Here is a 25,489-nt window from a genome sequence, read left to right on the forward strand (position 1 = left end):
CCGGCCCCGAGCAACGGCCTCTGGGACGATGAGCGGCACCATCCTCGACGATCTCAAGATCATCGACACCGACAGCCACTGGTCTGAGCCCTATGACCTGTGGACGTCGCGCGCGCCTGCGAAGTACCGAGACCGGGTGCCGCGGATGACCACCAAGGACGGCAAGCGCCGCTGGTGGTTCGACGACTCGATCCCGATCGGTCTGCCCATCGCGTCGTCGGTTGTCGGCCCCGATGGCGAGAAGGTCACCGGCACGGTGTTCTTCGACTTCGACAACGAGATGGTGCATCGCGCCAGCTACGACGCCGAGGCGCGGGTCGAGATGCTGGACCAACTGGGCATCGAAGCGCAGATCATGTACCCCAACGTGGCCGGCTTCGGGAATCAGAACTTTCTGAAATCGCCCGACGATGCACTGCGGATCATCTCGGTCGAGATCTACAACGACGCCCTCGCCGAGTTCCAAGAGGCCAGCGGCCAGCGAGTGTTCGGCATGGCGCTGCTGCCGTGGTGGGATCTCGACGCCGCGGTGCGGGAGATAGAGCGCTGTCACTCAAACGGCCTGCGAGGCATCGTGACGTGCTCGAACCCCGAGGAGGCGGGCCTGCCCGACATGGCGATGCCGCATTGGGATCCCGTGTGGCAGGTGTGCTCGGACCTGCGGATGCCGGTGAACTTCCATATCGGCTCGTCGAAGGGCAACCTGGACTACTACGGCAAGGCGCCGTGGCCGTCGTTCGGACCCGAGCGGCGTCTGGCGGTCGGCTCAGCGAACCTGATCATGGGCAACGCCCGGGTCGTGGGCAACATGATCTACTCCGGGGTACCCGAGCGCTTCCCGGACGTGAAGTTCGTTTCCGTCGAGAGCGGGATCGGCTGGCTGCCGTTCTTCCTGGAAGTGCTCGACCACCAGATGCACGAAACAGCACCGAACGAGCTGGCCGAGTTGTCGATGCTGCCCTCCGACTACTTCCGCCGCCAGTTCTACGGCTGCTTCTGGTTCGAGCGATCAACGGTCCGGCCCACCCTCGAATACGTAGGCGCCCAATCGCTGATGTTCGAGACCGACTTCCCCCACCCCACCTGCCTGTATCCCCGCGACGATCATGACCTGGCCAGGGCGCTCGAAGGCATCCCTCGCGACGACATCGAGCGAATCATGTCCCTCAACGCCGCCGAGCTCTACCGCATCGACATCTGACCCGCGCTCGCGCCTGTCAACCTCCTGGTCGGCACCGCTTCCCAGAAGCCCAGGTCAGATGAACTCAAGTCGGCAGCGCCCATCCCAGAAGAACACGAAGGCTCCGAGAACGACGATGATGCGCACCGATCCGACGGTGGACGGTGTTGAAGCGGAGTTGGACGAAATTCTGACGGAACGGTTGACGGAAGCAGATTTGCCTTCCATTCAGAAGCAGCCTGTGGCAGGCGAGATGGCGATGATGGACTTGGCCTGGATCATTGAGCTGGTCAGCACGGTCCGCAAGAGTCTGATCCAGGCGGTGACTCAGGCGAACAGGGAAGCGCAGGAACGGGAGGCGACTGAGGCTCCGCAGGGGGCACCGGAGACGCAGCCCGGTCTATCGATGCCGGACATCGGAGCGGAGCAGCCGGAAGGCGGGCAGCTTCCAGGGCCGATGCCTCCGATGCGTGAAGTGCTCGCAGGGCTAGGACGGAGACAAACGCGATGAATATCCATTGGGAGCCGCTTGAGCGTGTCAGTTTGAGGGCGGCCGGGAAGAAGCGCTGCGACTGCGGGAAGCCGGGCTTGTGGCGTGCTCACGGTTTCGGGTTGAAACCGAGGCGTCTGTGCTACGACTGTGAGCGAGTCTGGGAGCCGGAGGAAGGGTTCGGCGGGATGCCGCGTTATGAGACCGGGGAGGAGTGGCATGGCTAAGCCTGAATCCACCGGTGTGGTGGGTGTGTGGGGGTTGCCGCGTCCGCGAAAAAGGCCTCCTGATCTGCGACGATTGTGATGTCGAAAGCCACATTCGTCTCAAAAACAGGAGGCACTTTTTGTGTCTGGATCATCGCGCAGGCTGGACCGGTTCGCAACGACGTTCGATCATGAGGGCCTGGTGGCCAACGCGGGCCTGATCCTGGCGGGAACGCTGATGGACCGTCTGGGTCTGTTGGGGCTGATCGAGCGGTGGGTGCGCACCGGTTCCGCGAACCCAGGCCCGAAGATCTGCACGGTGGTCGCCGCGATGCTCGCTGGCGGCACTCACATCGATCATGTCGAGATGCTGCGCGCCGGGCGCACCGGGAGGGTGCTGGGGTTCCGCCCGATGGCGCCGTCCACGGTGGGGTCGTTCTTGCGGACGTTCACGTTCGGTCACGTCCGCCAGCTCGAAGCGGTGCTGTCGCGCACGCTCGCTCGCGCATGGCAGTTGGGAGCAGGCCCGGGCCGTGCGCCGCTGACGGTCGATCTGGACTCCACGGTCTGCGAGGTCCACGGCAAACAAAAACAAGGAGCCGCGTACGGCTACACCAGCGTGCTCGGCTATCACCCGCTGCTCGCTGCACGCGCCGACACCTGAACCGCTCTGGCTTTGTTGGAGACTCATTGGTTTGGTTTTCCAGCCCCGGCTGGGGTGGTCTTGTGGGCAGCGTAGAACGCTGCTTCGAATTCTGCGGGCGGGGTGTCGTTGCAGTGGCCGTGGAGCCGTTGCTGGTTGAACCAGTGCACCCAGCCCAGGGTGGCGAGTTCGAGCTGGTCGACGTCGTGCCAGCCGTGTGTGTCGGGCCCGTAGGCGCATTCGGCCTTGTAGAGACCGTTGGTCGTCTCGGCCAAGGCGTTGTCATAGGAATCGGCGACGGTGCCGATGCTGGGGCGGGCGCCGATCTCGTCGAGGCGTTCGGTGAATCGCAGCGACGTGAATTGCGATCCCGCGTCGGAGTGGGCCACGAGCCCGACCAGGCGGCGGTTGCCGCGTGAGCGGCGGGCCGTCTCCAATGCGTCGAGGACCATCTCGGTGCGCATGTGCGAAGCGACGCGCCAGCCCACGATGCGGCGGGAGAACGCGTCCACGATGAAGCACACATAGGCCATGCCTGCCCGGGTCGCGACATAGGTGAGATCGGTCACCCACAACGCGTCGGGCCGATCCGCAGTGAAGTCGCGGTTGACCAGGTCGGAAGCGCGAACCGCGTCAGGATCCTGACGCGTGGTGAACATCTTGCGCCGCCGGCTGACGCCGCGTACGCCCAGCTCACGCATCAGCCGGGCAACCTGGTCCCGGCCGATCTCGTGACCCGCGCGCCGGGCGGCCTTCCACAGCTTGCGTGCCCCGTAGACCTTGCGGTTCGCGACCCACAACGCCAACAAGATCGGCATCCACACCGCGTCCGAGACCGCCCGCGCGGACGGCTCGCGCTCACGGCGCTTGGCCGCGTAGTACGTGCTCGGGGCCACCCCCAGCGCAGTGCAGATGGGCTCGACCCCGAGCTCGCCACGATGAGCGTCGACGAACGACACCGTCACCTCTGTGGGCGGTCGAGCCCCTTACGCGAAAAAAGCCGACGCCTTGCCCAAGATCTCGTTCGCCCGACGCAGCTCCCGGTTCTCGGCCTCCAGCGCCTTGATCCGCTCAGCCTGCTCGCTGTTCACACCAGGGCGCAACCCAGCATCGATCTCGGCTTGGCGCACCCACGACCGCAGCGACTCCACCCCGATCCCCAACTGGGCCGCGACCCGCTTCACCGTCCCGTGATCGGTGCCCAGCTCCTTGCGGAGCTGACGCACAGCACGCACAGCACGCTCCTTTTCCGCCTCGCTGTACCGACGCGTCGTCGGCTTCCCAGGCGACATCTCATGTGGCATGACTCCATCCTCGTATCCAAGATCAGGAGCCTTCAACCAACCCAGGGCGATTCAACCCGCGAGGTGCTCGGCGCACGCATGCGCAAAGGCTCCGCGGGGTCGTCGCGAGGCGTGGTGCGCTTCGTCGACGAGCTCGTCGCGAACCTGCGACGCGCCGGGGCGACCGGGCCGACCACGGTGCGCGCCGACTCGGGATTCTGGTCATGGAAACTGATCGACCGTCTCGACGCCCACGACATCAAATGGTCGATCACCGTCGCCCTCAGATCCTCTGTGCGCACAGCGATCCAAGCGATCAGCACCGACGCGTGGGCCGACATCGACTACACCAAAGACGGCCACGCCCAAGTCGCCGAGACGACCTATGCCACCGGCCGCGGCAAAGCCAAGCGCACCGTTCGTCTCGTGGTGCGCCGCACCCGCCTCGCCGAGGGCGCACAGCGACGGCTGTGGCCCGACTGGCGACACCACGCATTCATCACCAACACCGAACACGACACCGCCGCCGCGGATGAGTTCCACCGCGGCCACGCCGTGGTCGAGCTCGCCATCCGCGACCTCAAAGAAGGCACCGGACTCGAACACGTCCCCTCAGGCCACTACGGCGCGAACTGCGCACCGCTCGCCTGCGCAGCGCTCGCCCACAACATCGGCCACTGGACCGACACGCTCGCCGGCGCGCCGGCGGCCACGAACCGCTCGCGCCGCACCCGACTCGTCGCACTCGCCGCCGTGCTGGTCAACCGCTCGGGCACACCCACCCTGCGATACCCCGCCCGCTGGCCCTGGGAAACACAATTCACAGCCACGCTCAGCGCTCTCAGGGCTCTGCCCGGACCCTCCGGCTAAACGGCACAGCCCGGAACTGACGCCCCCACACAAACCCAGCGTCGACAACCCCAAACCACACCCGCACCCCTAGCCGAACACGCCCAAACACACCAAACCACACCCCCAACAACCCGACGCGACCCCAACCTGAATCGCCCTGGGTTGGTTGAAGGCTCCTGATCTTGGATACGAGGATGGAGTCATGCCACATGAGATGTCGCCTGGGAAGCCGACGACGCGTCGGTACAGCGAGGCGGAAAAGGAGCGTGCTGTGCGTGCTGTGCGTCAGCTCCGCAAGGAGCTGGGCACCGATCACGGGACGGTGAAGCGGGTCGCGGCCCAGTTGGGGATCGGGGTGGAGTCGCTGCGGTCGTGGGTGCGCCAAGCCGAGATCGATGCTGGGTTGCGCCCTGGTGTGAACAGCGAGCAGGCTGAGCGGATCAAGGCGCTGGAGGCCGAGAACCGGGAGCTGCGTCGGGCGAACGAGATCTTGCGCAAGGCGTCGGCTTTTTTCGCGTAAGGGGCTCGACCGCCCACAGAGGTGACGGTGTCGTTCGTCGACGCTCATCGTGGCGAGCTCGGGGTCGAGCCCATCTGCACTGCGCTGGGGGTGGCCCCGAGCACGTACTACGCGGCCAAGCGCCGCGAGCGCGAGCCGTCCGCGCGGGCGGTCTCGGACGCGGTGTGGATGCCGATCTTGTTGGCGTTGTGGGTCGCGAACCGCAAGGTCTACGGGGCACGCAAGCTGTGGAAGGCCGCCCGGCGCGCGGGTCACGAGATCGGCCGGGACCAGGTTGCCCGGCTGATGCGTGAGCTGGGCGTACGCGGCGTCAGCCGGCGGCGCAAGATGTTCACCACGCGTCAGGATCCTGACGCGGTTCGCGCTCCCGACCTGGTCAACCGCGACTTCACTGCGGATCGGCCCGACGCGTTGTGGGTGACCGATCTCACCTATGTCGCGACCCGGGCAGGCATGGCCTATGTGTGCTTCATCGTGGACGCGTTCTCCCGCCGCATCGTGGGCTGGCGCGTCGCTTCGCACATGCGCACCGAGATGGTCCTCGACGCATTGGAGATGGCCCGCCGCTCACGCGGCAACCGCCGCCTGGTCGGGCTCGTGGCCCACTCCGACGCGGGATCGCAATTCACGTCGCTGCGATTCACCGAACGCCTCGACGAGATCGGCGCCCGCCCCAGCATCGGCACCGTCGCCGATTCCTATGACAACGCCTTGGCCGAGACGACCAACGGTCTCTACAAGGCCGAATGCGCCTACGGGCCCGACACACACGGCTGGCACGACGTCGACCAGCTCGAACTCGCCACCCTGGGCTGGGTGCACTGGTTCAACCAGCAACGGCTCCACGGCCACTGCAACGACACCCCGCCCGCAGAATTCGAAGCAGCGTTCTACGCTGCCCACAAGACCACCCCAGCCGGGGCTGGAAAACCAAACCAATGAGTCTCCAACAAAGCCAGAGCGGTTCAACCCGCCACCGGCCCGCGAAACCCGCGCTCACCAACAACCAATCGGTGGATTCAGGCTAAAAGCATGACAAGGCCTGTCAGAACTGGTCCTGCGTACGAGCACGCGGCGCACGCGCTCAGCAGGCTGTCTCGTCGCCGACCGTTGCGGGGCCGGGGCCGGTGCTGAACTCGTCACCGGTTCCGGCGTGGAATCAGGTGCGTCATTACTGATACGGGGGTTACTGCGCGCTATGAGGTCGTCAAGACCTACCCGCAGCGCGGGCCGATGCGACAATACCGATTGACCTCAGCCACGTCGTTTAGGTGCTTTCGCTGTGGTCAGGCCAAGACCTCGAAGCTCATGACGGTCTTCCGGCAAGACTGGAATCGCTTGCTGTGCAACGGGTGCTACGGGCGCCTGCTCTCGCTTCACGACATTCGCGCCGGAGCGACTGACGATTCAGAACTTGCTGACCGTCTCGCTGAAGAGCTGCTGGCGCTTGTATCTGAGGAAGAACTGCGCAAAGCCGTTCAGTTGCTTCGAACCCGGATCAGCGGGTTCGACCAGCTCACCGAACGGTCCCAACGGCTGCTCGCGACTTCGGAATTCGTAGCACGGCATCTCGCCAATGCCACGGGCCTTGACTGGTCAGCGGCGGTTGTCGGCATGTGCAAGGCAGTGGAGGTCGAACTCGTGGAGCGTTTGGTCGCACCCTTGGCAGCCGAATGTCGTGGCCTTGACCTCGACGAAGATGCCCAAGACAAGGATCTCGAGCGAGTCGCCCGCTTCTGTATAGGGCGGTCACGCACGCCGCCTGAATTGGGCACGATTCGCCACTGTCTCCAAACGGCGAGCTACTCCCGATCGCGACGGGACACGAGCAGTCTCCTGCGGGCATTGCGTCGGACGATGAGCCGGTGGCCCGATTCGCCATGGCTGCTCCAACCGGACGGGGCTCTCGCCGTCTTGGAGCAGGTGACGACGCAGTACCGGAACCGTGCAGTGCATACCGACGAACTGCAACAAGCGGATTTCGATGCCTGCTTTGACTTGGTGCTCGGTGACCGGGGCTTGATGTGGGAACTCGTACGCGCTACCGAGCCGAGATGACGAACCCACTTGACAAGGGAGCATCTAACCGTCCCGGCATTCCGCATGCAAGTAGGCGGCGTGCCGGGATGTCCAGGTGAATCCTCATCAGGCCGCATGGCAGCGTATGTACTTCCTGCCTGATCGGCATGGACAAGGATCGTCCGCTTGCAGGCTCTCCGTCGGGCGAATGCCACCGGACGTGAGCATCCCATGGCGTTCGAGAATCGACCATCGCTCATCGCTGGGCAGTTGTAGCTCGGCGGCGTCTCCGTCGATCAGCGCAAATTTCCGGAAGACGTGACCACTCTTGGTGCTCAACCGAGCCAACAAGAGTGATACCCCCGGACCGTAGAGATCATCCAGCTCTTCATGGCGGGTAGCGGTGTAGGCGAAGACATAGGCCGAAAAGTGCTCGGAACTGCTCCAGTTGGCAGCCTGATCAAAGAAGAACAGCAACCGGTGATGTGATGGAGGAATCTGACAAACACCCGAGACGGCATGGCCGACGACGTCTGCCTTGCGGACCTTGTGCAGCAAAGTTCGGGCCGTTTCGACCCTCACCGTGACTGGAATCGCATCGATCACCTCGATCGCACGACGCGTGGCATCCGGATCGAGGTCGCCGTTTGGTCCCGCCGCCACGGCAATGTCCGAGTCGATCCAGTCGTCCAGAGTGGCAATGACCTGCTCTTCCCGAGGCGAGAGACCCATGGATGGCAGCACGGGATAACCACCTTCCTGCCGTACCAACTCGTTGTCGGCCGCAGCGAGATTGGCGTAGCGAACCGCCTCCTTCGCGAGCTCGATCTGGAGGGTCTGCGCGTCGATGGCTCGATGCACGTAATCGATGACACCGGAAGTCGAGCGGACGAGGTCGTTAAGCGTGTGCCAATCGTCGAGTGTCATGACAATCGTCTCCGGGTCATCGCATGTGGCATCGATCCCCGAAGGGCAACCAGGCATGTCGAGCAGGACGACACCCGGCCATGCCCGCTTGCTATCAGCGGCAAGCGTGAGTGAGTGGCCGCGTCGTGAGGTCAACTGAAGCTCCGGCACCGAAGCAAGTGTGCGACGAGTGCCACGAACTTGGCTGGCCGCCTTGCCGATTTGCTTCCGTGCCCATGCAGACTGACGATCCAAGTCGGGAGGAGTGCGGGGGCTTCGCGCCTTCGTCTGGAGAATCACGCCTCGTCCCTGCGAGATGAGGAGGCCGTCCGAGACCTCGCGCCTAGCGTTGCCCTTGGGCAGAATCACCGGTTCGTAGACGAAGTCTGGTACGCCCAAGTCGGCCGCGTACCAGCGGGCTGCCTCTTCGCTCGCCGCTCCCCAGCTTGCTGTCATCGCGTCCTGGGGCTCAGCAGTTCAGATAGCTGCGACATCGCTTGGCCGGACCTTCCCAGCTGCGAGCGCCGGCTCATGAGAGGGAGTCCCTCGCAATTTTGGGCGACTATCGGGCTGGTTCCCCATAGGGCCGATGGTAAGGGCCGAAAGCCCGCCGACTCTGCTAGCCGCCGCATTGTCGGCCCTTGTCGGCCTGTGCTCGCTGAGCCCCTAGCTTGACATCAACGCCGAACAGCAGCATGAATCCAATAATCCGCCTCCTCCAAGTCAGCGACCCCACAGCCTGCGCAAAACCCGAGATGAATCAACTCCGACAACCAAAGTCCGACAACAAGGGACCAGGTCACTGCGGCGGTTCACCACGGTGAGCGGTGGTGAATTGAGAATCCTGCGGGCAACCGACCGGTGCAGGCCAGCACTTGTTTCTGTTTCGTGTCCTGCCGCGAGCGCCATCGCTGTGCGGCGATCCTCGGCGACCGGGGCACAGCCTCAAGGTGGTGGCGGGAAGGCCGGCGCGCCGACTCCCCGGGGTCGCGCACGCATAGCCGTCGCCGAGGCACTCACGCGGCAGCGCGCAGCCCGTCGGGCACATCGGTCTGGCCGTCAGGGTTGCTGCCCCAGCAGGCGACAATGCCATCGGCGCGAATCGCGCACGAATGGTTCGAGCCTGCGGCGATGTCCGTGTAGATGCCAGCAGGCGCGTCGAGCTGGCCGTAGAAGTTGATACCGACCCAGCAGGCGATGGTGCCATCGGCGCGGATCGCACAAACATGGCCAAAGCCTGCGGCGATGTCCGTGTAGGTGCCATCGGCCAAGTCGAGCTGGCGATCGCGGTTGCTGTACCAGCAGGCGATGGTGCCATCGGCGCGGATCGCACACCAAAGAGTGAACTCGGCGGCGATGTCGGTGTAGATGCCAGCGGGCGCATCTGACTGGCCATCACTGTTGCTGCCCCAGCAGACGATTTTGCCGTCAGCGCGGATCGCACACGAATCAAGACCGCCAGCGGCGATGTCTGTATAGGTGCCAGCGGGCGCGTCGAGCTGGCCGACTTCGTTGTCACCCCAGCAGGCGACAGCACCGCCGACGCGGATCGCACACGTATGGTTCCAGCCTGCGGCGATGTCTGTGTAGCTGCCAGCGGGCGCGTCTGACTGGCCATCACTGTTGCTGCCCCAGCAAGCGACGGTGCCGTCAGCGCGAATCGCACACGAATGGCTAGAGGTGAAGGCGCTACCTCCAGTAGTGATGTCTGTGTAGGTGCCAGCGGGCGCAACTGACTGGCCGTCGTCGTTCATGCCCCAGCAAGCGACGGTGCCGTCAGCGCGAATCGCACACGAATGGTTGCCGCTGGCGGCGATCCGCCGGTCGCCAGTTGCGGCGGGTCGCGTCTGGGTCTCGGGTTCGTCGTTTGCGGCCGCACGAGCGTCGATCCATGCGAGCACAGCACGCGCGGTCTCCACACGGTCCACTCCCCAGATTCGCTCCGCAGTCGTATCGCCTGCTAACGCTTCGATGTCCGCAACCGTGATGCTGACCGCTCTCATGCCGCCGAGCAGTACAACGTGCTCAATGTGGTAGTCCTCGATGGCGTCGAACAACGCACCGCGCCGGTCCGGCGTCCACACGCATGTCGTGTCAAGCACCTGCCATGACGAGATGAGCTCGGCCATAGCCGCGTCACCTGCAGCTGCTACCACGGCATGGGTTTCGCCGGAGCATCGCGGTTCAGGCGTCGGGTGCGCTGCCGCTGGCACAGCGGACGCCGCAACCAGCAACACAGTCAGCGTCGCAGCGAGCAAGTTGGTGCCCAACATGCGGCACAGCGCTTTGTTGGGCCTCACACGACGCGAGCGTACTGCTCCGTCGAATCCGCGGCCCGAAGTCAGGTCGGGTTCGGGACTTTATCCTGGGGCGTTTCTATAGATGTCAAGTGCGAGTTGTAAGGGTGGCGAGGTCGGCGCGCAGGGCGCGGTCGAACTCGCGGACGACGAAGCGTTTGAGGCACCGGATTGCTTTTTTGGTCTTGCCCTCGGCGACGCGGCGGTCATAGGAACGTCTCAGGGTGAGTTACGCGTCATCCGCTCTACGGTCCGCGGCGAGCCTGCGCCAGGCATGCGCTCGATGTCTCCTAACGCCTCGATCGCTGCATCGAAGAAGCGTCGACCGAGGCCATCGCCGCCCTCAGACCGGTACTACTCGCCTCGCTTGTCCGGATCGGCTTCGGCGAGTGGGCGTAGCCCGATGTCTGTCACATGGTACGGCCGAGCGCCCGAGCGCGAAGTTCACCGACAACCTCGGACGTCAACGGGCGACCCTCGCCCGACTCGAGCCCGTCAGCGATCAGCATGCGGAAGCGGCGTGCTTCCTCAGCCTGCTGATCGCGCCGGATGAGGTCACGCAGGTACTCGCTGGTGTTGCCGTACTCGCCGCCCCGCACGCGCTCGTCGATGTAGCTCCGCATCGACTCGGGAAGTGCAAAGCTCATGGTGTTCCGGCTCACGCAGCCAGTCTGCCTTTGTTGACAACAGTTGTCAACATTCCGTCGCCAAAGCAATCCCGACATCGAGCGCATCATGTCGCTCAACGCCGCAGAGCTGTACCGCATCGGAGCCCTGGCAATAGGCTGCGCTCGTGTCTTGGTGGGAGCGTCACCGCAGGCGGTTCGGCGGTGAGTGGGATTCGAAGATTGAAGCTTTCGCCGCCGCCGAGTGCGACGATCCGACGGAGTGCAAAAGGCGTGTAGGCCGCTACGTGCTTTGGTGTCTCTGCAACGACCGTGACCCTTCCGTGCCCAACGAGACCCTCATGGGTATGTACCTCGATGGCACCCCGAAACTCGAAGCAGACGGGTTGATGGCTGACCGCACCAAGCAGAGCGTGCGGCGGTACGTGAGCAATTGGCAGGGATGGCTACAGCGATAACCAAGAGACGCAAGCGGCGCAGGCACACTCACCCACCCATCCGCCATCGCAGGCACACCCGCCAGCCGCGTCAACAACCTCTGGGCATTACATCGCTGGCAGCGCTGGAGCGCCATGGCAGGAATCTCGGCGATCCTGAGTGCCATGAGGTGGTTCGGGAAGAACACAATGAACGACAGCGAACGACTGGAACAGCTTCCCGTGGACACGGCGGGCCTCGATGATGTGCCGCCGGACGCATGGGAACGGGACCTCTCGCTGGGGCCGGTGCTCGAACGAATCCGAACCCACCCCGCCGCAGAACCCGTCCACCTCCTCGTCGGCAGCGAGCCAGCCGAGCCGGCCGCTCCGACATCAGCCACCAGTTGATCGGCCGGGAGGGCATCACCCGTCACACCGGCCGCCAGATCAGCTCATCCCAAGTACGGCGGGGCAGCAAGAGTCGCGCTCGCCCTTGGCGTCGTCGCCTTCTGAGCGTTCCCGCATCCGCAAGCTTGTGGCTGCTGGGCTCGGTGGGGTCAGGCCAGCCTTCCTTGCAGGTGCTCGCGGCGCGGATGTGTAACACATTTGGTTACACTTTTGGTAATCGCAGACCATCGCGCCGGTAGCACGCCGCCGTTCCGGAACCCGCCGCTCGTCTTGACCGTGCTGGAGATTCGGTACCCCGAAATTGCGGGTGGCCTGACCGATGCTGCCGTGGCCGCAATGAAGGAGGCTGTGCGCGACAGCTTGCCGGTTATGGCGCCGCAGATTGAGCACCAGATCGGTGTGCCCATCGATGCTTCGATGCCGCCGCAGGTGGAGCAGCGCTCGTCGCCGAGGTTCTGCGCCAGTGACCAGGCGACCGCGTTGGTGGTGAGGCGCGACGCACTGGTCTTGGAGACCACCGTCTACGGGGGGTGGGCTGAGCACTTTCGGCCGCTGGCGAAGCAGGTCACCGAGGCACTAGAGCGCATCTGTGCGCCTGATGGCCTGTTGCGGATCGGCCTGCGGTACATCGACGAGATTCGGGCGCCGGGCGCCGGCGGTGGGCCCGACGACTGGGACGGTTACATCAACCCGCGCCTGCTGGCAGCGGCCTCCGCGGACCTGAGGCCAGACGGGATGAATCCGACGACGTGGCAGGGCCTCATCCAGTATCAGACAGAAGCTTCTTGCGCGTTGACTGTGCGCTACGGGCCCCAGGAGGGCTACGCCGTGGACCCGCAGGGACCGACCCGTCGCAAGTCGGTCGCACCCGCCGGGCCGTATTTCCTGCTTGACTCCGATGCGTTCTGGAGTGGCGACGATGAGATCCCCGAGTTTGCGGCGGGCTGCATCCTGAAACTTTGCGATCAAGTGCATCAGGCGGCGAGCGACTTCTTCAAGATTGCCGTCACCGACAGACTCCGCGCAGAAGTGTTCGATCAGCACACCAAGGACCCGACATGAGCACAATCCGCCGCATTGATGACGCACCCACGGGCGCGTCGGTCGGCCATGCCCCGCCCCGCTTGGAACGGACCAGAACAATTCAGGATGTCGTGGACGACATCGGCTGCTTGCGCAACCGCAGCGAGTTGTTGGTCCACGATTCTCGGGACCTTCACGAGTCCATCGGGCAGCTGCATTCGGACAGCCTCGACGAGGAACTGCGCTCGCTGGCGGTGCGTCACGCTCGGGAACACCTGCCGGCGCTGCTGGACCGGCTGAGCACGCTGGGCTTGTCGTGGCGGGATATCGCCAAGATCGCCGGAGTGTCGGTCCCTGCCGTGCGCAAGTGGCGGCGAGGCGAGTCAGCCACCGGCGACAACCGTCAGCGCGTCGCCCGGATCGTCGCGCTCTGCGAGATAGCAGCGGAGCGCTACATCATCGCTGACGTCGCAGGATGGCTCGAAACACCATTGCACCCCGATGCGCCGCTCACCGGACTCGACTTGATGGCGTCTGAGCGATTCGATCTCGTTCTCGCACTGGCCCGCGAGCAGCCTGGCGACCCTGAGCGGGTCTTGGACGAGTTCGAACCCGACTGGCGCGCCCGGTACCGCTCCGATGTGGAGGTGTTCACCGCCGCAGACGGTCTGCCGGGCCTGCGACTCACCGGTTCGGACAGCTAGGCCGCCTCGCTTGTCAGCCGAAGCGCTCGAAGCCCCTGGCTCACCGTCTGACCTGTACCTCGCGTCCTCGCCTGCGGAAGTGGAGCAGGCGCGGCCGTTCATGACCGGTGACGTTTTCGATGGGATCACCGTTCCCGGGCTATCACCAGAATCCGAGGGACTTGGCATCGTGCTGACCCATCCCTGCTCGATGCGCGCGGACGGTGTCCGGCTGAATCCGCGGCTGCATGTTGCACGTGTCGCCGCGAGCCAGCAGATCTCGCTGCGGAAGTGGCAAGACGGACACTTCAAGGTGATGCCGCTGCCCGAACTCGACGGTGGGCACTACGCGGCCCGCTTCGAGCAAATGGGACTTGTGGAATCGGCATCGTTGTTGCCCACCAAGCGCATCGCCAGTCTGTCGCCGTACGGCATCCACCTGCTGCAGCAGCGCTTTATCTGGTACCTCACACGGTTTCTCGTGCCTACTCATCGACTGGCCGAAGCCACCGCGCCAGTCTTCGAAGAAGCCGAGCTGGAAGAAGAGTGGGTGACTCGGGCGATCCAGCGCGGTGCCGGGCGAGAGGAATCTATGGCGGCGTTCCACGAATGGGTCCGGTCCCCTGACGAATCAGGCACCTCACCACAGGAACAACTCACCGATGCGCAGCGCCGTGCCGGAGTCCGCCGAGCCATGAGACACCACCTCGCACACGGCTGACGCTCCGGCGAGCAGGAAGTGTGTGCGGTCGCGACTGGACCGACTATCGGATCCACGCCACACGGACCCAAATCAGGTGCCTCCCCCTGTGGCGCTTCCCCCCGTTGGCCGGTCAGGTGGACACAAGGGCGAGTCCTTCGCGTTCGGCTGCTTCGGTGAGGCGTTGGTCCAGGCTCACGAACTGCAACGGAGCACCGAGTTGGTCTTGAACATGCAATGCGGCGCCGAGCTGGGCGGCGTCGGCAGCGCGAAGCGGATGCCGTGCCAGCACCGAGGTCGCACGCGACCGCACGGCCAGCACCTCGACCACTTCGTGCCATGTAGCGCTGAACCCGTCCAAGCGGCTCATGATGGCGCGGCGCTGCTCCCGCGAGAGATCGCCCTCACGCGTTCGCCGCTCCACGGCGCTTGCGATCTCGACACGCGTCCATGCCCACGTTGCGATGACACTGTCCTCGCCCAGCCACGACCGCACCACCTCAGACGTCGCTTCGCCAAACAAGAGCGGCACCAGCGCCGAGGTGTCCCAGTACCTCACACACGATCCTCTCTCTCGGCGGCCAACGCCTCGGTGAGGCTGGTCGGGACCTGCAAGGGAGGCTCGTCGAGCATGTCCGCGGCATCTCCGTGTCCCGCCCGCAGCACACCCGAGGTGATCAAACGGCTCAGGTGCTCGTCCTCGGGCTCAGCGGGCGGCACGAGCCTTGCGACCGGCGTGCCGCGATCAGTCACCTGTATCTCGCCGCCTCGTCGCACTTCGCGCAGATAGCGCGACAGATTCGCCTTCAACTCCGAAACGGACACTGCGCCAGCACTCATATGACCACACTAGTCAGCGCAATACAACCTGAAAGGTCAGCAACGGCTCTAAGGAGACGCATGCCGCGTGGCGAGACGGCGGGAGCGCAACCGGCCGTGAGTGTCATGCAAGCGCGTGATCTGTCGGTGCGGCGGGGATGGCATCCATGCTGTCGCGGACGTCGACGACCCGCAATCCGGAGACCGCGCTCACGTGTCGAATTGCCTGCTGGATGGCATCCCAGCGAGTCGGGGCTTCGCGGTCGAACTCGACAGTGCGGTGGCCGATGGTGGCATCGTTGCAACCCGCCTCGTAGAGCGTTTCGAGATTGTCGTCGTCGAGCAGGTCAAGCCCGTCGGTGACCAGCACGAAGTGATGGACCGGGTTGCGTTCCGTCGAAGGTCGCTCAGTCATGGCCCCTCGCCGATTCTCTGGCACCGCCGTGCGCCCTCGCACCCTACGCGCCTCGTTGCCGCCGCTTCGAGGCCCCCGGACGGCCGTCGAGCTGGGGTTCGACCACGTCTGGGCCGTGGATCGCCCCTTCCTCAAGGAGTACTCGCACTGCACCGCGAGGGTTTGGGCTTCATCTGCGTGCCATCTGCCACTTTATTGGCTTATGAACTGCCACTTTGTTGGCCTATCATCTGTGTGCGACAGTCAGGAGGCATGTATGAGCGTTGTCGGGGATGCCGTCGACTTGGCACCGGACGGTTACCGGCCTCGCGTGGTGGACGAGGAACTGCGCACGGCGCTGCGGGTGATGCCTGCGGTGGTGGTGGAGGGGCCGCGTGCGTGCGGCAAGACGTGGACGGGCCGGCGGTTCGCCGGCAGCGCCGTGTTCGTCGATGAGAGCGTCGACTCGTCGCTCGCGGCAGGGATGAGCGCAGCGGCGCTGCTCGACGGGCCGACGCCGCGTCTGGTGGATGAGTGGCAGCTCGCCCCGGGGATCTGGAACGCGATGCGCAGAGCATGCGATGCGCGGGGCCAGCCCGGCCAGTTCATCCTGACCGGTTCGGCTGACCCGCCAGATGACGTCACCCGCCATTCGGGGGCGGGTCGGGTGATGCGGGTACGGATGCGCCCGATGAGCCTGCACGAAAGCGGCGACTCAAGCGGCGCAGTGTCGCTGCACGGGCTGCTGGAAGACGAGCCGTGCCGCGCCGCCGACGCCGGGCATGAACTCACCGACGTGCTCGCGCTGGGGTGTCGGGGCGGCTGGCCGCAGATGCTCGACGCAGACCTCGACCTCGCTGTTCGGGCGCACAGCGCCTACCTGGGCGAGATCAGCCGCACCGACGTGTCGCGTGTGGACGGGGTTCAGCGCGACCCGGTGCGCGTCGGCCGGCTGCTGAATTCGGTCGCCCGCAACGTGGCCACCGAGGTCCGCCACACGGTGCTCGCTGCCGACACCGCGGCGCCTGGCGAGCCGCCGGTCGAGCGTCGCACCGTGGCCGGCTACCTGGCCGCGCTCGCCCGCCTGTTCGTGGTGGAGGAGATACCTGCATGGCGGCCCCACATCGCCTCGCGGGCCCAAGCGCGCCGCTCGCCCAAGCTCATGCTGTGCGATCCCTCGCTCACCGCCGCCGCGCTCGGCATCGGCACTGATCATCTGCTGGCCGATCTCGCCTTCGCCGGGCGGTTCTTCGAATCGCTGGTGCTGCGGGACTTGCTGGTGTACGCCCAAGCCAACCGCTGCGCGCTGTCGCACTACCGCGACAGCCACCACCTCGAAGCCGACGCCATCGTCGAGCACCCCGACGGACGCTGGGCTGCACTCGAGGTCAAGCTCGGCGGCGCGCAGGCCATCGACCACGCCGCGAAGAGCCTGTTGCGGCTCCGAGACAGGATCGACCAGTCCCGCACCGGACCGCTCGCCCGGCTCGCCGTCATCACCGCCACCGGCTACGCCTACGAACGCCCCGACGGCATCGCCGTGGCCCCCATCACCGCTCTCGCCCCCTGACCTGACGGCAAGCAGAACGAAACGCTGTTAGTTCGGTGTCGCCTCGACCGTCATGGTTGGGCGGTGCTGGGCTAGAACGGTGTTCTTCGACTTCGACAACGAGATGGTGCACCGTGCCAGCTACGACGCGCAGGCTCGGGTCGAGATGCTCGACGAGCTCGGCCTCGCCGCTCAGATCATGTACCCGAACGTCGCCGGTTTCGGGAATCAGAACTTCCTGAAGTCGCCCGACGACGCCCTGCGGCTCATCTCGGTCGAGATCTACAACGACGCTCTCGCCGAGTTCCAGGACGCCACGAACCAGCGAGTGTTCGGCATGGCGCTGCTGCCCTGGTGGGACCTCGACGCTGCGGTGCGCGAGATCGAGCGCTGCCACGCCAACGGGCTACGGGGCATCGTGACCTGCTCGAACCCCGAGGAAGCCGGGCTGCCCGACATGGCGATGCCCCACTGGGACCCGGTCTGGCAGGTCTGCTCGGACCTCGCGATGCCGGTCAACTGGCTCTACGCAACCAAGCTGGGACGTCGGGTTCGGATTGGAGTGACGGGTTGAGTTTGGCATGGTTGGCGGCCGGCGGCGAGCAGTATGCGGAGCCGGTAGTTGTGAAGGTTGCGGAAGCCGCGTGCTGAGCGTTTGACGTCTTTGATTCGTGCGTTGGCTGCTTCGGTGCGGGCGTTGCTGGTGCGGGTGCGCACGGCGGTTGCGATCTCGGTGTGCCAGCGGCGCAGCGTGCGGGCCAGGGTGGCGAGTTCGGGCGGGGCGCTGGGGTGCTCGCACCAGGCGATCGCTTCGTCGAGATGCTGTTGCGCGTCGAGGGGATCGTCGGCGCGGAAGATGTCGCGGACGTGTTCTTTGGCGACCCAGCACTCGCGGATCTCGTCTGCGGGGTCGGCTGCGTCGAGCGCTGCGAGCATCTTGTCCCACCCGGCGGCGTCGAGCCGTTCCGCGCCCATCAGCAGCAGCTTGCGAGCATGGTAGAGCGGGTCGCGTTTGCGGCCTCGGCGCCCGGTGGTCTCGTTGTGGACGCGTCGGCGGGCGCCGTCGAGCGCCTGGTTCGCGAGGCGCACGATCCCGAACGCGTCGGCTGCGATCTTCACGCTGTCGCTCAGGTGCGTGTCGCGGCGTGCGCGTGTGATGCCGCTGCGGTAGCCCTCGTGGGGGTCACAGCACACGACCTCGATGGCCGCTAGCCACCCGGCGGGCTGCTGTTCGAGCCATCTGTGCAGGTCAGCGGCGTTGCGGCCGTCGAAGATGTCGATGACCTGCCCGGTGGGGGGCCTGTCAGAAAGTTTGTGTATCGGGCGTGATCTGAGGGTCCGCAGCTGTGGGCTGTGGGCTGGGAAGGATCATGTCTGTGACTGATCATGACATGCCGGCTGTGCCGGTGAGCGAAGCTGCCGGCGAGGCAGCGATGGCCGACTGGGCCGAGCGGCTGGTGGCCCAGGCACGCGCCGAGGGCGTGGAGCTGACCGGCGACGGCGGCTTGTTGACCGGGCTGGTGCGCCAGGTGCCCCCGGACCGGTCTCGAGGTCGAGATGACTGAGCATCTGGGCTATGAGCGTCATGCGGTCGAGGGCCGCGGGACCCCGAACTCTCGTAATGGGTCGACCCCCAAGCGGGTGACCACCGAGATCGGCGAGGTCGATCTGCGGGTGCCTCGTGACCGTGCGGGGTCCTTCTGCCCGGTGACGGTGCCCAAGCATCGGCGCCGTCTCGACGGGCTGTCGGGCAATGTGATCTCGCTGTACGCGAAGGGGCTCACCACCGGAGAGATCGGGGCGCATCTTGAAGAGATCTATGACACCTCGGTGAGCCGGGAGACGATCCCGGTAGATCACCGAGGGGATCGTCGCGGACATGGCGGTGTGGCAGAACCGGCCCCTCGACGCGGTGCACGCGGTGCTTTTGATCGACGCGATCGTGATCAAGGTCCGCGACTCCCAGGTCGCCAACCGGCCCGTGTATGTCGCCATCGGCGTGGATCTTCAAGGCGAACGCGACGTGCTGGGCCTGTGGCTGGGCCCCGCCGGCGGCGAGGGCGCCAAACAATGGGCGACGATGCTCACCGAGCTGCGCAACCGGGGTCTGGCCGACGCGCTGATCGTGTGCTGCGACGGACTCAAAGGACTGCCTTCCTCGATCCGGGCGACCTGGCCCGACGCGACGGTGCCCACCTGCGCGGTGCACATGGCGCCAACAGCCTGCGCTACGCATCCACCAAGCACTGGGGGCCCATCACCAAGGCCACGCGCGACATCTACACGTCTTCCACCGTCGAGGCCGCCGAGGCACGCTTCGAGGCCTTCGCCGGCGACTGGGAAGGCACCTACCCCGCCATGATCGGCTCCTGGCGCCAGGCCTGGGACGAGTTCGTCCCGTTCCTGGAGTTCCCGCCCGAGCTGCGCCGCGTCGTCTGCACCACCAACGCCGTCGAGAGCCTCAACGCCCGCTTCCGCAGGGCAGTGCGCCATCGAGGACACTCCCCCAACGAACAAGCAGCAATGAAGATCCTCTACCTTGTCGCCACCGCCAAACCCAAGAACCGAACCAACCTGACCGCAAAGACCAACGGCTGGACAACCATCCTGAACACACTGACCGTCCACTACGGCGACCGCATCGCCGACCACATCCGATGAACACCATCACGGCCGGTTACACAAAAATTCCGACAGTCCCATCGGTGGATTCAGGCTAAGGAGACGCATGCCGCGTGGCGAGACGGCGGGAGCGCAACCGGCCGTGAGTGTTACGCAAGCGCGTGATCTGTCGGTGCGGCGGGGATGGCGTCCATGCTGTCGCGGACGTCGACGACCCGCAATCCGGAGACCGCGCTCACGTCTCGAATTGCCTGCTGGATGGCGTCCCAGCGTGTCGGGGCTTCGCGGTCGAACTCGACAGTGCGGTGGCCGATGCTGGCATCAGTGCAACCCGCCTCGTTGCCACCGCAGCCCCGCAGGCCCGTGGGACAAACTGGCGGCCTCGATGCGTAGGGCGCCTTTGCCGGCCACAGCCAGCGCCAGGCACAGGCCCGTCGCGCTGCTGTCGACGCTGCGCTCGTTCGTGCGTGCCACAGGCGGCGACCTCCACCTGATCGCCACCTATCCCGACGCAGAACCCGTGCGGCGGATGTCCTTCATCATCAGGAGCAGATGCAGGGGGTCAGTCGGGGACGGCTCGAACTCCGGGATCAGATGCAGGTAGAAGGCTCGGGCGTCGTCGGATTCGGTGTGAATCAGCAGGCCCCTGCAGCCGATAGCTCGTCCCGCAGCCGACGCTCGCCTCATGACGTCTGCCAAGAGTCCTGCCCCCAGCCCCTGCCCTTCGTGGCTGGTCGACACGCCGAGCCGCGCGAGCAATGCGACCGGCTGCGGATACTTCCCGGCACCGGCGCGCAGCCTGTCGGGCGCGTCGCTGGGGGAAATGCTCGCCATGCACCAGGCGTAGTAAGCGACCACCTCGACGCGGTCGGCGGGCGTGACCACGAACACCCGTGTCGTGCCGGTCGCATGGGCCTGGCGGCCAAACCGTCGAAGCCAGCGCGTCTGCGCAGCGGATCGGCAGGCGAAGCCCGAAACGTCGTCCGCAGATTCCAGCAGGCGAGGCGACCGGTACCCGGTCGTCACTCTTCGACGAACGGCGACGAGCGGGACATGAGCGACTGCAAGCCGACGAGTTCGACGGCAGGCCGCCGGTTCAGCTCGTCCCACGCACGACGACCGTCGTCATCGAGCGCAAATTCAGTCCGGTCCACCAGCGCATCATGAGCCGCGATGCAAAGGCTGCTCAACACGAAATCGCTCAGCAGCACACCCGTGGCGGCCACCGCCTCGTCGATGAGCCGACGCTCGTCGGGCGTCATGCGCACCTCGAGGCGTGCGCTCCGCACCCGGTTCACTGTGTCTGCCATGGCGCCCGCTCCCGTCCCGCTCCACCGTGCTCGACAGTGTACGGCCATCATCCGGCCACACTGAGGACGACGATACCGCCACTGATCGGGCCAGTGGCTTGATTCTCGTGGCAACGCTGACGTGAGCACGCTCACGGTGCTGCCCGACGGCGACAACTTGCGTCTCATCGGTCTTGGTTCAGGTCGCCCAGGATCGTTTCGAGGCCTTGCGCCCAGGCGAGGAGACTGACCACATCGACCCAGTCACCCCGCTCGAAGTAGAACCAGCCGCACGAAAAACGCGCCAGCCGACGGGACCGCAGGCCATCGATGCCGGACGTCTGTCACACGGCTCGGCCGAGCGCCCGCGCACGCAATTCGTCGACGACCTCGGACGTCAATGGGCGACCCTCACCCGACTCGAGCCCCTCAGCGATCAGCATGCGGAAGCGACGTGCCTCCTCGGCCTGCTGATCGCGCCGGATGAGGTCACGCAGGTACTCGCTGGTGTTGCCGTACTCGCCGCCCCGCACCCGCTCGTCGATGTAACTCCGCATCGAGGGGGGAAGCGCAAAGCTCATGGTGTTCCGGCTCACCCCGCCAGTCTGCCTGCGTTGACAACTGTTGTCTACACACGGCGACCACAGCATGGCCGGCGGCAATGCGGCGCGCCAATCCTCCGCGGCGACGCTCGTCAGCGACAATTTCGGCAGCTAACCTGCATTCACTCGACGGATTTCTACCTGAGAGTGCAGCGATCGGCAAGGAGAGTGGCGTGCTCATCAGCGTTGAGGTCTCCAACCACCGTTCCATCCTGGAGCCGGTCGAACTCTCGATGATCGCCATTGACGAGGATCGGCCTGGGGCGCGCTGGCACGAGCGGCTCGGCAGGCACGTCTTGACGACCGCAGGGATCTACGGCGCCAACGCGTCCGGGAAGTCGAACGTTCTGTCTGCCATTGCGTGGCTCGTCGACTCAATCGAGCGTGTTTGGTGGGAGTGGGGCCCGGGCGTGCCGCGGGATGCGCACCGATATGGGCAAGGCCCCGATTTGCCCTCAGAGTTCCGTATCGATGTGCTGGTACAAGGTGTGCGCTACCAGTACCACCTGGCCGTTGGCGACGACCAGGTGGAGTTCGAGGCCTTATACAGCTTTCCGGAACGACGCCGCCGCCGCATCTTCGAACGCGAGGGCATCGCGACGACGTTTCGGCGTGGCACCGAGCGTGTGCGCGGCATCCGCGAACTGCTGACGCCGACCACGCTCGTGCTCTCGGCTGGCTGGAGGCTGGGTGCCGCTGACATCCGCATCGCCTGCAATGCGATTCGCAGGATGAATGCGGGGACTCTGGCAGCTGATGTCAAGGGTCGCCAACATGCCTTGTTGGGATACTCCGTGACAGACCTCTTCGGCGACGACTACGAGCTCGGAGCCCAAGCCGACCAGCGGGAGGTCATGTGGCCGTCTGAGGCGGGCCAGCCTGATCGTGAGCCACCTCAACGTGATCCGAACCTCCGGGCGACCGCATTGCACCTGATGCAACTGGCTGACCCATCCATCTGCGGGGCGACATGGCATCAGTCATGGCACGACACAGCTGAGGATGCCAGCGGACGCCAGTTGCGCTTTCGGCATCGCTCAGGCGACAGCACCGCCGAATTCAGTCTCGAGGAAGAATCGCAGGGCACGCAGCGCTGGTTCGAAAGTCTCGGTGCCGTTCTGTGGCAGCTGCGCTTCGGCGGAACCCTCCTCATCGACGAACTGGACGCCAGCCTGCACCCGCGGATCACCAAGCGGGTACTGGAAGCCTTCCGAGACCCAGTGACCAACCCGTTGGGCGCGCAGCTCATCTTCACCACGCACGACACGTCGCTGCTCGGCACGCTCAACCGCGACGAGGTCTGGCTGACCGACAAGGACGCCACCGGGGCAACCACGTTGTATGCGCTCGCAGACTTTGAGGGTGAACGGGTCCGCAAGTCGCTCAATCTCGAGCGTGCCTACCTTCAGGGTCGCTTCGGCGCTGTGCCGAGCGCCGACCAGGCGGCGCTCTATCGGATGCTCGACGTGCCAGAGATCGACGATGACCCCGAGGGCACGCCCGCAGACGAGCGCATGGCCTCGTGACAGCGCAGCCCCTCAGGTCCGCGGGACGAACCGGCGGTCTCGATCGCCGCAAGCGCACTACACGACGGCCGAAGTCATCGGTACTCATCATGACCGAAGGCCGTCGCACCGAGCCCGACTACCTCGCCGCGATCGCCGAACTGCCGCATGTGCGTCAGCGCTTTGACATTCAGATCGACCCGTCCCTGAGCGGGCGAACACCCATCAAAATCGTCACCGGTGCCGCACGAGCACCGAGGCGGAACCAGCGCGGCGGCGAGGGCTTCGACTCCGTCTGGTGCGTCTTCGACGTAGAGCAACCGCGACCTCACCCCTCGCTCATGCGCGCGGTGAGCTTCGCCAGAAACAGCGACATCGACGTGGCCATCTCGAATCCGTGCTTCGAAGCGTGGCTCATCTTCCACTGGCAGCGAGTGTCCCAGCCCATGACCACCGCCCAAGCCGTCAATCGGCGGCAGCTGCTTGACGGGACAAACGGCAAGCGGGTGGACGGCAGCCTCTACCTGCCAATGCGCCAAGATGCAGCAGACCATGCTCGTCGCCTCGCCGAGCGTCACAGCGCCAACGGACGCTTCCTTCCCAACGACAACCCCTCCTCCGGCGTGTTCACGCTGCTGGATGCTCTGAACGCCTGAGGAGTCCAGCAGCCACAAGGGGGGCGTGGCGCCATTCCGGACGGGACCCTGTTCATGGGGAATGACCTCGACCGTCATCGCCCGCGCGTCGGTCGCCAACCCGCGATTACGACCTGTGCCATGTCATGCCCTCCGTCGGGAGCGCAACCGGCCGTGAGTGTTACGCAAGCGCGTGATCTGTCGGCGCAGCGGGTATGGCGTCCATGCTGTCGCGGACGTCGACGACCCGCAATCCGGAGACCGCGCCCACGTCTCGTATTGCCTGCTGGATGGCATCCCAGCGAGTCGGGGCTTCGCGGTCGAACTCGACGGTGCGGTGGCCGATGCTGGCATCGGTGCAACCCGCCTCGTAGAGCGTTTCGAGATTGTCGCCGTCGAGCAAGTCAAGCCCGTCGGTGACCAGCACGAAGTGATGGACCGGGCTGCGTTCCGTCGAAGGTCGCTGAGTCATGGCCCCTCGCCGATTCTCTGGCACCACCGGATACGCCTTCGCAGTCCACGCGCCTCGTTGCCGCCGCTTCGAGGCGTACCGGACACCGACACGGCGCAGTCCAAGTGCTGACGTTGCCCAGAGTACGGGCAGAACGCCTTTCCCCAAGGAACCTCGACTACTACGGCAAGGCGCCGTGGCCGTCGTTCGGGCCCGAGCGGCGCCTGGCAGTGGGCTCCGCGAATCTGTTCATGGGCAACGCCCGGGTCGTGGGCAACATGATCTATTCCGGCGTGCCCGAGCGCTTCCCGGACGCGAAGTTCGTCTCCGTCGAGAGCGGCGTCGACTGGCTGCCGTTCTTCCTGGAGGTACTCGAACACCAGATGGCTGAGACGGCGCCGAACGAGCTGGCGGAACTCTCGATGCTGCCCTCGGAGTACTTCCGCCGGCAGTTCTACGGCTGCTTCTGGTTCGAGCGGTCCACCGTGAAGCCGACGGTGGACTACGTCGGCGCACAGTCGCTGATGTTCGAGACCGACTTCCCGCACCCCACCTGCCTGTACCCACGAGACGACCACGACTTGGCCAGAGCCCTCGAGGGCATCCCCCTCGACGACGTCGAGCGCATCATGTCTGCCAACGCGGCCGAGCTGTACCACATCGACATCTGACCCCGCTTCGCACCTGTCAACCTCCTGGTCGGCTTCCGAGAAGCCCAGTTCAGATGAACTCAGGCGTAGACACCGTTTGCTCGGAGTAGGCCACCCGCCGAACGGTGACACGCGTGTAATGACCACAGAGGCTGTTGACGCGGCTCATCTGCGTTCGACTCAGGGTCGGGCTCTCGCTGGATGGTGCGCGTCGAACACGCGCGAGCCGCCAGCTTCTCAGCGGCAAGCCGTCCGGTAGGCGTCGCGGGCAGCGTTCAGTTCCTTATGCAGCCTCAGCGACTCCGAGGCAAGCTCTTCTTCGCTTAGGTACGGGCCGCCGTCGGGGGAAATGCGTGCCAGATGCTCCGCGCTCGACTCCCCCGGTCGGATCAGGTACGGGCGAATGGGGCCTGCCTCCCAAGCGTAGCTGGCGGCCTTGTAAGCATTACTCAGCTCGTCGCACTGTCGGTCCCGGCACCCGGTCATGATCCCTGCCGTGACGGCAGCTAGGACGATGAATGCGGGTGTTCGTCCCATACATCGAGTTTACGGACCGTCACGCGCCGCTAGCAGGATGCTGAAATATGCAGGTTTGGCCGGAAGTGCACTCCCCTGACCTGCGGGTTCGCGTTCGGCAACCACCCGAAAATCGACTCTTTCAGCACCCTGCTAGTGCTGTTCGCTGGCAGCAACGAACGCACCCGAATCCCAAGGAACT

General features: G+C 65.4%; 27 protein-coding genes, 3 pseudogenes and 2 other annotated features. Of the genes and pseudogenes, 17 read left to right on the top strand and 13 right to left on the bottom strand.

From position 1 onward, the window contains the following. The first annotated feature begins 28 nt into the window (after positions 1-28). From ACQY5K_RS08425 to ACQY5K_RS08435, 3 genes are all read left to right on the top strand, one after another. Entirely contained in the window at positions 29-1,201 is a 1,173-nt protein-coding gene (locus ACQY5K_RS08425; RefSeq protein WP_428121936.1) for an amidohydrolase family protein, read from the top strand. Between the two features lie 115 nt (positions 1,202-1,316). Beyond that, a complete protein-coding gene (locus tag ACQY5K_RS08430; RefSeq protein ID WP_428121938.1) occupies positions 1,317-1,691 on the top strand; it encodes a hypothetical protein in 375 nt (124 codons plus the stop codon). A 327-nt stretch (positions 1,692-2,018) separates the two neighbouring features. Next, the gene (locus tag ACQY5K_RS08435) at positions 2,019-2,540 is read left to right on the top strand and encodes a transposase (protein WP_428121940.1); all 522 of its coding nucleotides are present in this window, start codon (positions 2,019-2,021) and stop codon (positions 2,538-2,540) included. Between the two features lie 23 nt (positions 2,541-2,563). Here ACQY5K_RS08435 and ACQY5K_RS08440 read toward each other — a convergent pair. Continuing rightward, positions 2,564-3,823: pseudogene (locus ACQY5K_RS08440) on the bottom strand (IS3 family transposase). Next, positions 3,407-3,521, bottom strand: a sequence feature (AL1L pseudoknot). Its footprint overlaps the pseudogene before it by 115 nt. Here ACQY5K_RS08440 and ACQY5K_RS08445 point away from each other — a divergent pair. The 3 genes and pseudogenes from ACQY5K_RS08445 (at position 3,815) to ACQY5K_RS08455 (ending at position 7,232) form a co-directional block, all read left to right on the top strand. Then, a complete protein-coding gene (locus ACQY5K_RS08445; protein ID WP_428121941.1) occupies positions 3,815-4,672 on the top strand; it encodes a transposase in 858 nt (285 codons plus the stop codon). The pseudogene ACQY5K_RS08440 and the gene ACQY5K_RS08445 overlap by 9 nt on opposite strands. Positions 4,673-4,856: 184 nt before the next feature. Continuing rightward, positions 4,857-6,116: pseudogene (locus tag ACQY5K_RS08450) on the top strand (IS3 family transposase). Continuing rightward, positions 5,159-5,273, top strand: a sequence feature (AL1L pseudoknot). (Overlaps the previous pseudogene by 115 nt.) 366 nt (positions 6,117-6,482) lie before the next feature. Next, positions 6,483-7,232, top strand: coding sequence for a hypothetical protein (locus ACQY5K_RS08455; protein WP_428121943.1), 750 nt, complete (start codon positions 6,483-6,485; stop codon positions 7,230-7,232). Positions 7,233-7,319: 87 nt separating this feature from the next. Here ACQY5K_RS08455 and ACQY5K_RS08460 read toward each other — a convergent pair whose 3' ends face one another. The 3 genes from ACQY5K_RS08460 to ACQY5K_RS08470 all read right to left on the bottom strand — a co-directional run bounded on the left by ACQY5K_RS08460 (position 7,320) and on the right by ACQY5K_RS08470 (position 11,058). After that, positions 7,320-8,498: an SEC-C metal-binding domain-containing protein gene (locus tag ACQY5K_RS08460; protein ID WP_428121945.1), complete on the bottom strand. Its 1,179-nt coding sequence runs from the start codon at positions 8,496-8,498 to the stop codon at positions 7,320-7,322. A gap of 617 nt (positions 8,499-9,115) precedes the next feature. Continuing rightward, positions 9,116-10,399 carry an RCC1 domain-containing protein gene (locus ACQY5K_RS08465; RefSeq protein ID WP_428121947.1) on the bottom strand — a complete coding sequence of 428 codons (1,284 nt, stop codon included), beginning with the start codon at positions 10,397-10,399 and terminating at the stop codon, positions 9,116-9,118. A gap of 407 nt (positions 10,400-10,806) precedes the next feature. After that, positions 10,807-11,058, bottom strand: coding sequence for a type II toxin-antitoxin system ParD family antitoxin (locus tag ACQY5K_RS08470; protein WP_428121950.1), 252 nt, complete (start codon positions 11,056-11,058; stop codon positions 10,807-10,809). Positions 11,059-11,345: 287 nt separating this feature from the next. On the opposite strand from ACQY5K_RS08470, the gene ACQY5K_RS08475 reads away from it, so the two are divergent. The 5 genes from ACQY5K_RS08475 to ACQY5K_RS08495 all read left to right on the top strand — a co-directional run bounded on the left by ACQY5K_RS08475 (position 11,346) and on the right by ACQY5K_RS08495 (position 14,276). Beyond that, positions 11,346-11,480 (top strand): hypothetical protein, encoded by a 135-nt coding sequence (locus ACQY5K_RS08475; protein ID WP_428121953.1) that lies wholly within the window; start codon positions 11,346-11,348, stop codon positions 11,478-11,480. A gap of 144 nt (positions 11,481-11,624) precedes the next feature. Continuing rightward, positions 11,625-11,849, top strand: a complete 225-nt coding sequence (locus ACQY5K_RS08480) for a hypothetical protein (protein WP_428121955.1) — start codon at positions 11,625-11,627, stop codon at positions 11,847-11,849. A 210-nt stretch (positions 11,850-12,059) separates the two neighbouring features. Beyond that, a complete protein-coding gene (locus ACQY5K_RS08485) occupies positions 12,060-12,911 on the top strand; it encodes a TIGR04255 family protein (protein WP_428121958.1) in 852 nt (283 codons plus the stop codon). After that, entirely contained in the window at positions 12,908-13,576 is a 669-nt protein-coding gene (locus tag ACQY5K_RS08490) for a hypothetical protein (protein WP_428121960.1), read from the top strand. Before ACQY5K_RS08485 ends, ACQY5K_RS08490 begins: the two co-directional genes overlap by 4 nt. A 10-nt stretch (positions 13,577-13,586) precedes the next feature. Beyond that, the gene (locus tag ACQY5K_RS08495) at positions 13,587-14,276 is read left to right on the top strand and encodes a hypothetical protein (protein ID WP_428121963.1); all 690 of its coding nucleotides are present in this window, start codon (positions 13,587-13,589) and stop codon (positions 14,274-14,276) included. Between the two features lie 112 nt (positions 14,277-14,388). Here ACQY5K_RS08495 and ACQY5K_RS08500 read toward each other — a convergent pair whose 3' ends face one another. The 3 genes from ACQY5K_RS08500 to ACQY5K_RS08510 all read right to left on the bottom strand — a co-directional run bounded on the left by ACQY5K_RS08500 (position 14,389) and on the right by ACQY5K_RS08510 (position 15,489). Next, positions 14,389-14,814: a type II toxin-antitoxin system VapC family toxin gene (locus ACQY5K_RS08500; protein ID WP_428121965.1), complete on the bottom strand. Its 426-nt coding sequence runs from the start codon at positions 14,812-14,814 to the stop codon at positions 14,389-14,391. Continuing rightward, positions 14,811-15,095 carry a type II toxin-antitoxin system Phd/YefM family antitoxin gene (locus tag ACQY5K_RS08505; protein ID WP_419551978.1) on the bottom strand — a complete coding sequence of 95 codons (285 nt, stop codon included), beginning with the start codon at positions 15,093-15,095 and terminating at the stop codon, positions 14,811-14,813. Before ACQY5K_RS08505 ends, ACQY5K_RS08500 begins: the two co-directional genes overlap by 4 nt. Positions 15,096-15,198: 103 nt before the next feature. Next, entirely contained in the window at positions 15,199-15,489 is a 291-nt protein-coding gene (locus ACQY5K_RS08510) for a hypothetical protein (protein WP_428121968.1), read from the bottom strand. Between the two features lie 256 nt (positions 15,490-15,745). Between ACQY5K_RS08510 and ACQY5K_RS08515 the strand changes: the two genes are divergently transcribed. Continuing rightward, positions 15,746-17,038 (top strand): ATP-binding protein, encoded by a 1,293-nt coding sequence (locus ACQY5K_RS08515; protein ID WP_428121970.1) that lies wholly within the window; start codon positions 15,746-15,748, stop codon positions 17,036-17,038. A 79-nt stretch (positions 17,039-17,117) separates the two neighbouring features. Next, entirely contained in the window at positions 17,118-17,591 is a 474-nt protein-coding gene (locus ACQY5K_RS08520) for an amidohydrolase family protein (RefSeq protein WP_428121973.1), read from the top strand. Here ACQY5K_RS08520 and ACQY5K_RS08525 read toward each other — a convergent pair. Beyond that, on the bottom strand, positions 17,543-18,361 hold the full coding sequence (locus ACQY5K_RS08525) for an ISL3 family transposase (protein WP_428122619.1): 819 nt from the start codon (positions 18,359-18,361) through the stop codon (positions 17,543-17,545). The genes ACQY5K_RS08520 and ACQY5K_RS08525 overlap by 49 nt on opposite strands. 47 nt (positions 18,362-18,408) lie before the next feature. Between ACQY5K_RS08525 and ACQY5K_RS08530 the strand changes: the two are divergent. Next, positions 18,409-19,678 (top strand): annotated as a pseudogene (locus ACQY5K_RS08530) (IS256 family transposase). A gap of 462 nt (positions 19,679-20,140) precedes the next feature. Here ACQY5K_RS08530 and ACQY5K_RS08535 read toward each other — a convergent pair. The 3 genes from ACQY5K_RS08535 to ACQY5K_RS08545 form a co-directional block, all read right to left on the bottom strand. Continuing rightward, a complete protein-coding gene (locus ACQY5K_RS08535) occupies positions 20,141-20,665 on the bottom strand; it encodes a GNAT family N-acetyltransferase (RefSeq protein WP_428121975.1) in 525 nt (174 codons plus the stop codon). Further along, positions 20,662-20,949 carry a DUF1778 domain-containing protein gene (locus ACQY5K_RS08540; RefSeq protein WP_428121978.1) on the bottom strand — a complete coding sequence of 96 codons (288 nt, stop codon included), beginning with the start codon at positions 20,947-20,949 and terminating at the stop codon, positions 20,662-20,664. Before ACQY5K_RS08540 ends, ACQY5K_RS08535 begins: the two co-directional genes overlap by 4 nt. Before the next feature lie 323 nt (positions 20,950-21,272). Continuing rightward, positions 21,273-21,524: a type II toxin-antitoxin system ParD family antitoxin gene (locus ACQY5K_RS08545; protein WP_428121980.1), complete on the bottom strand. Its 252-nt coding sequence runs from the start codon at positions 21,522-21,524 to the stop codon at positions 21,273-21,275. Positions 21,525-21,703: 179 nt separating this feature from the next. Between ACQY5K_RS08545 and ACQY5K_RS08550 the strand changes: the two genes are divergently transcribed. Then, entirely contained in the window at positions 21,704-23,056 is a 1,353-nt protein-coding gene (locus tag ACQY5K_RS08550) for an AAA family ATPase (protein WP_428121982.1), read from the top strand. 89 nt (positions 23,057-23,145) lie between these two features. After that, positions 23,146-23,691, top strand: a complete 546-nt coding sequence (locus ACQY5K_RS08555) for an RloB family protein (RefSeq protein WP_428121984.1) — start codon at positions 23,146-23,148, stop codon at positions 23,689-23,691. A gap of 160 nt (positions 23,692-23,851) precedes the next feature. Here ACQY5K_RS08555 and ACQY5K_RS08560 read toward each other — a convergent pair whose 3' ends face one another. Beyond that, positions 23,852-24,142 (bottom strand): hypothetical protein, encoded by a 291-nt coding sequence (locus tag ACQY5K_RS08560; protein ID WP_428121986.1) that lies wholly within the window; start codon positions 24,140-24,142, stop codon positions 23,852-23,854. A gap of 104 nt (positions 24,143-24,246) precedes the next feature. Here ACQY5K_RS08560 and ACQY5K_RS08565 point away from each other — a divergent pair, with 104 nt between their 5' ends. Beyond that, positions 24,247-24,792, top strand: coding sequence for an amidohydrolase family protein (locus tag ACQY5K_RS08565; RefSeq protein WP_428121989.1), 546 nt, complete (start codon positions 24,247-24,249; stop codon positions 24,790-24,792). Positions 24,793-25,008: 216 nt separating this feature from the next. Here ACQY5K_RS08565 and ACQY5K_RS08570 read toward each other — a convergent pair whose 3' ends face one another. Continuing rightward, positions 25,009-25,308, bottom strand: a complete 300-nt coding sequence (locus ACQY5K_RS08570) for a hypothetical protein (protein ID WP_428121991.1) — start codon at positions 25,306-25,308, stop codon at positions 25,009-25,011. Positions 25,309-25,489: the final 181 nt, after the last annotated feature.

The organism is Candidatus Poriferisodalis sp. (assembly GCF_965262965.1).
Taxonomy (GTDB): domain Bacteria; phylum Actinomycetota; class Acidimicrobiia; order Acidimicrobiales; family Poriferisodalaceae; genus Poriferisodalis.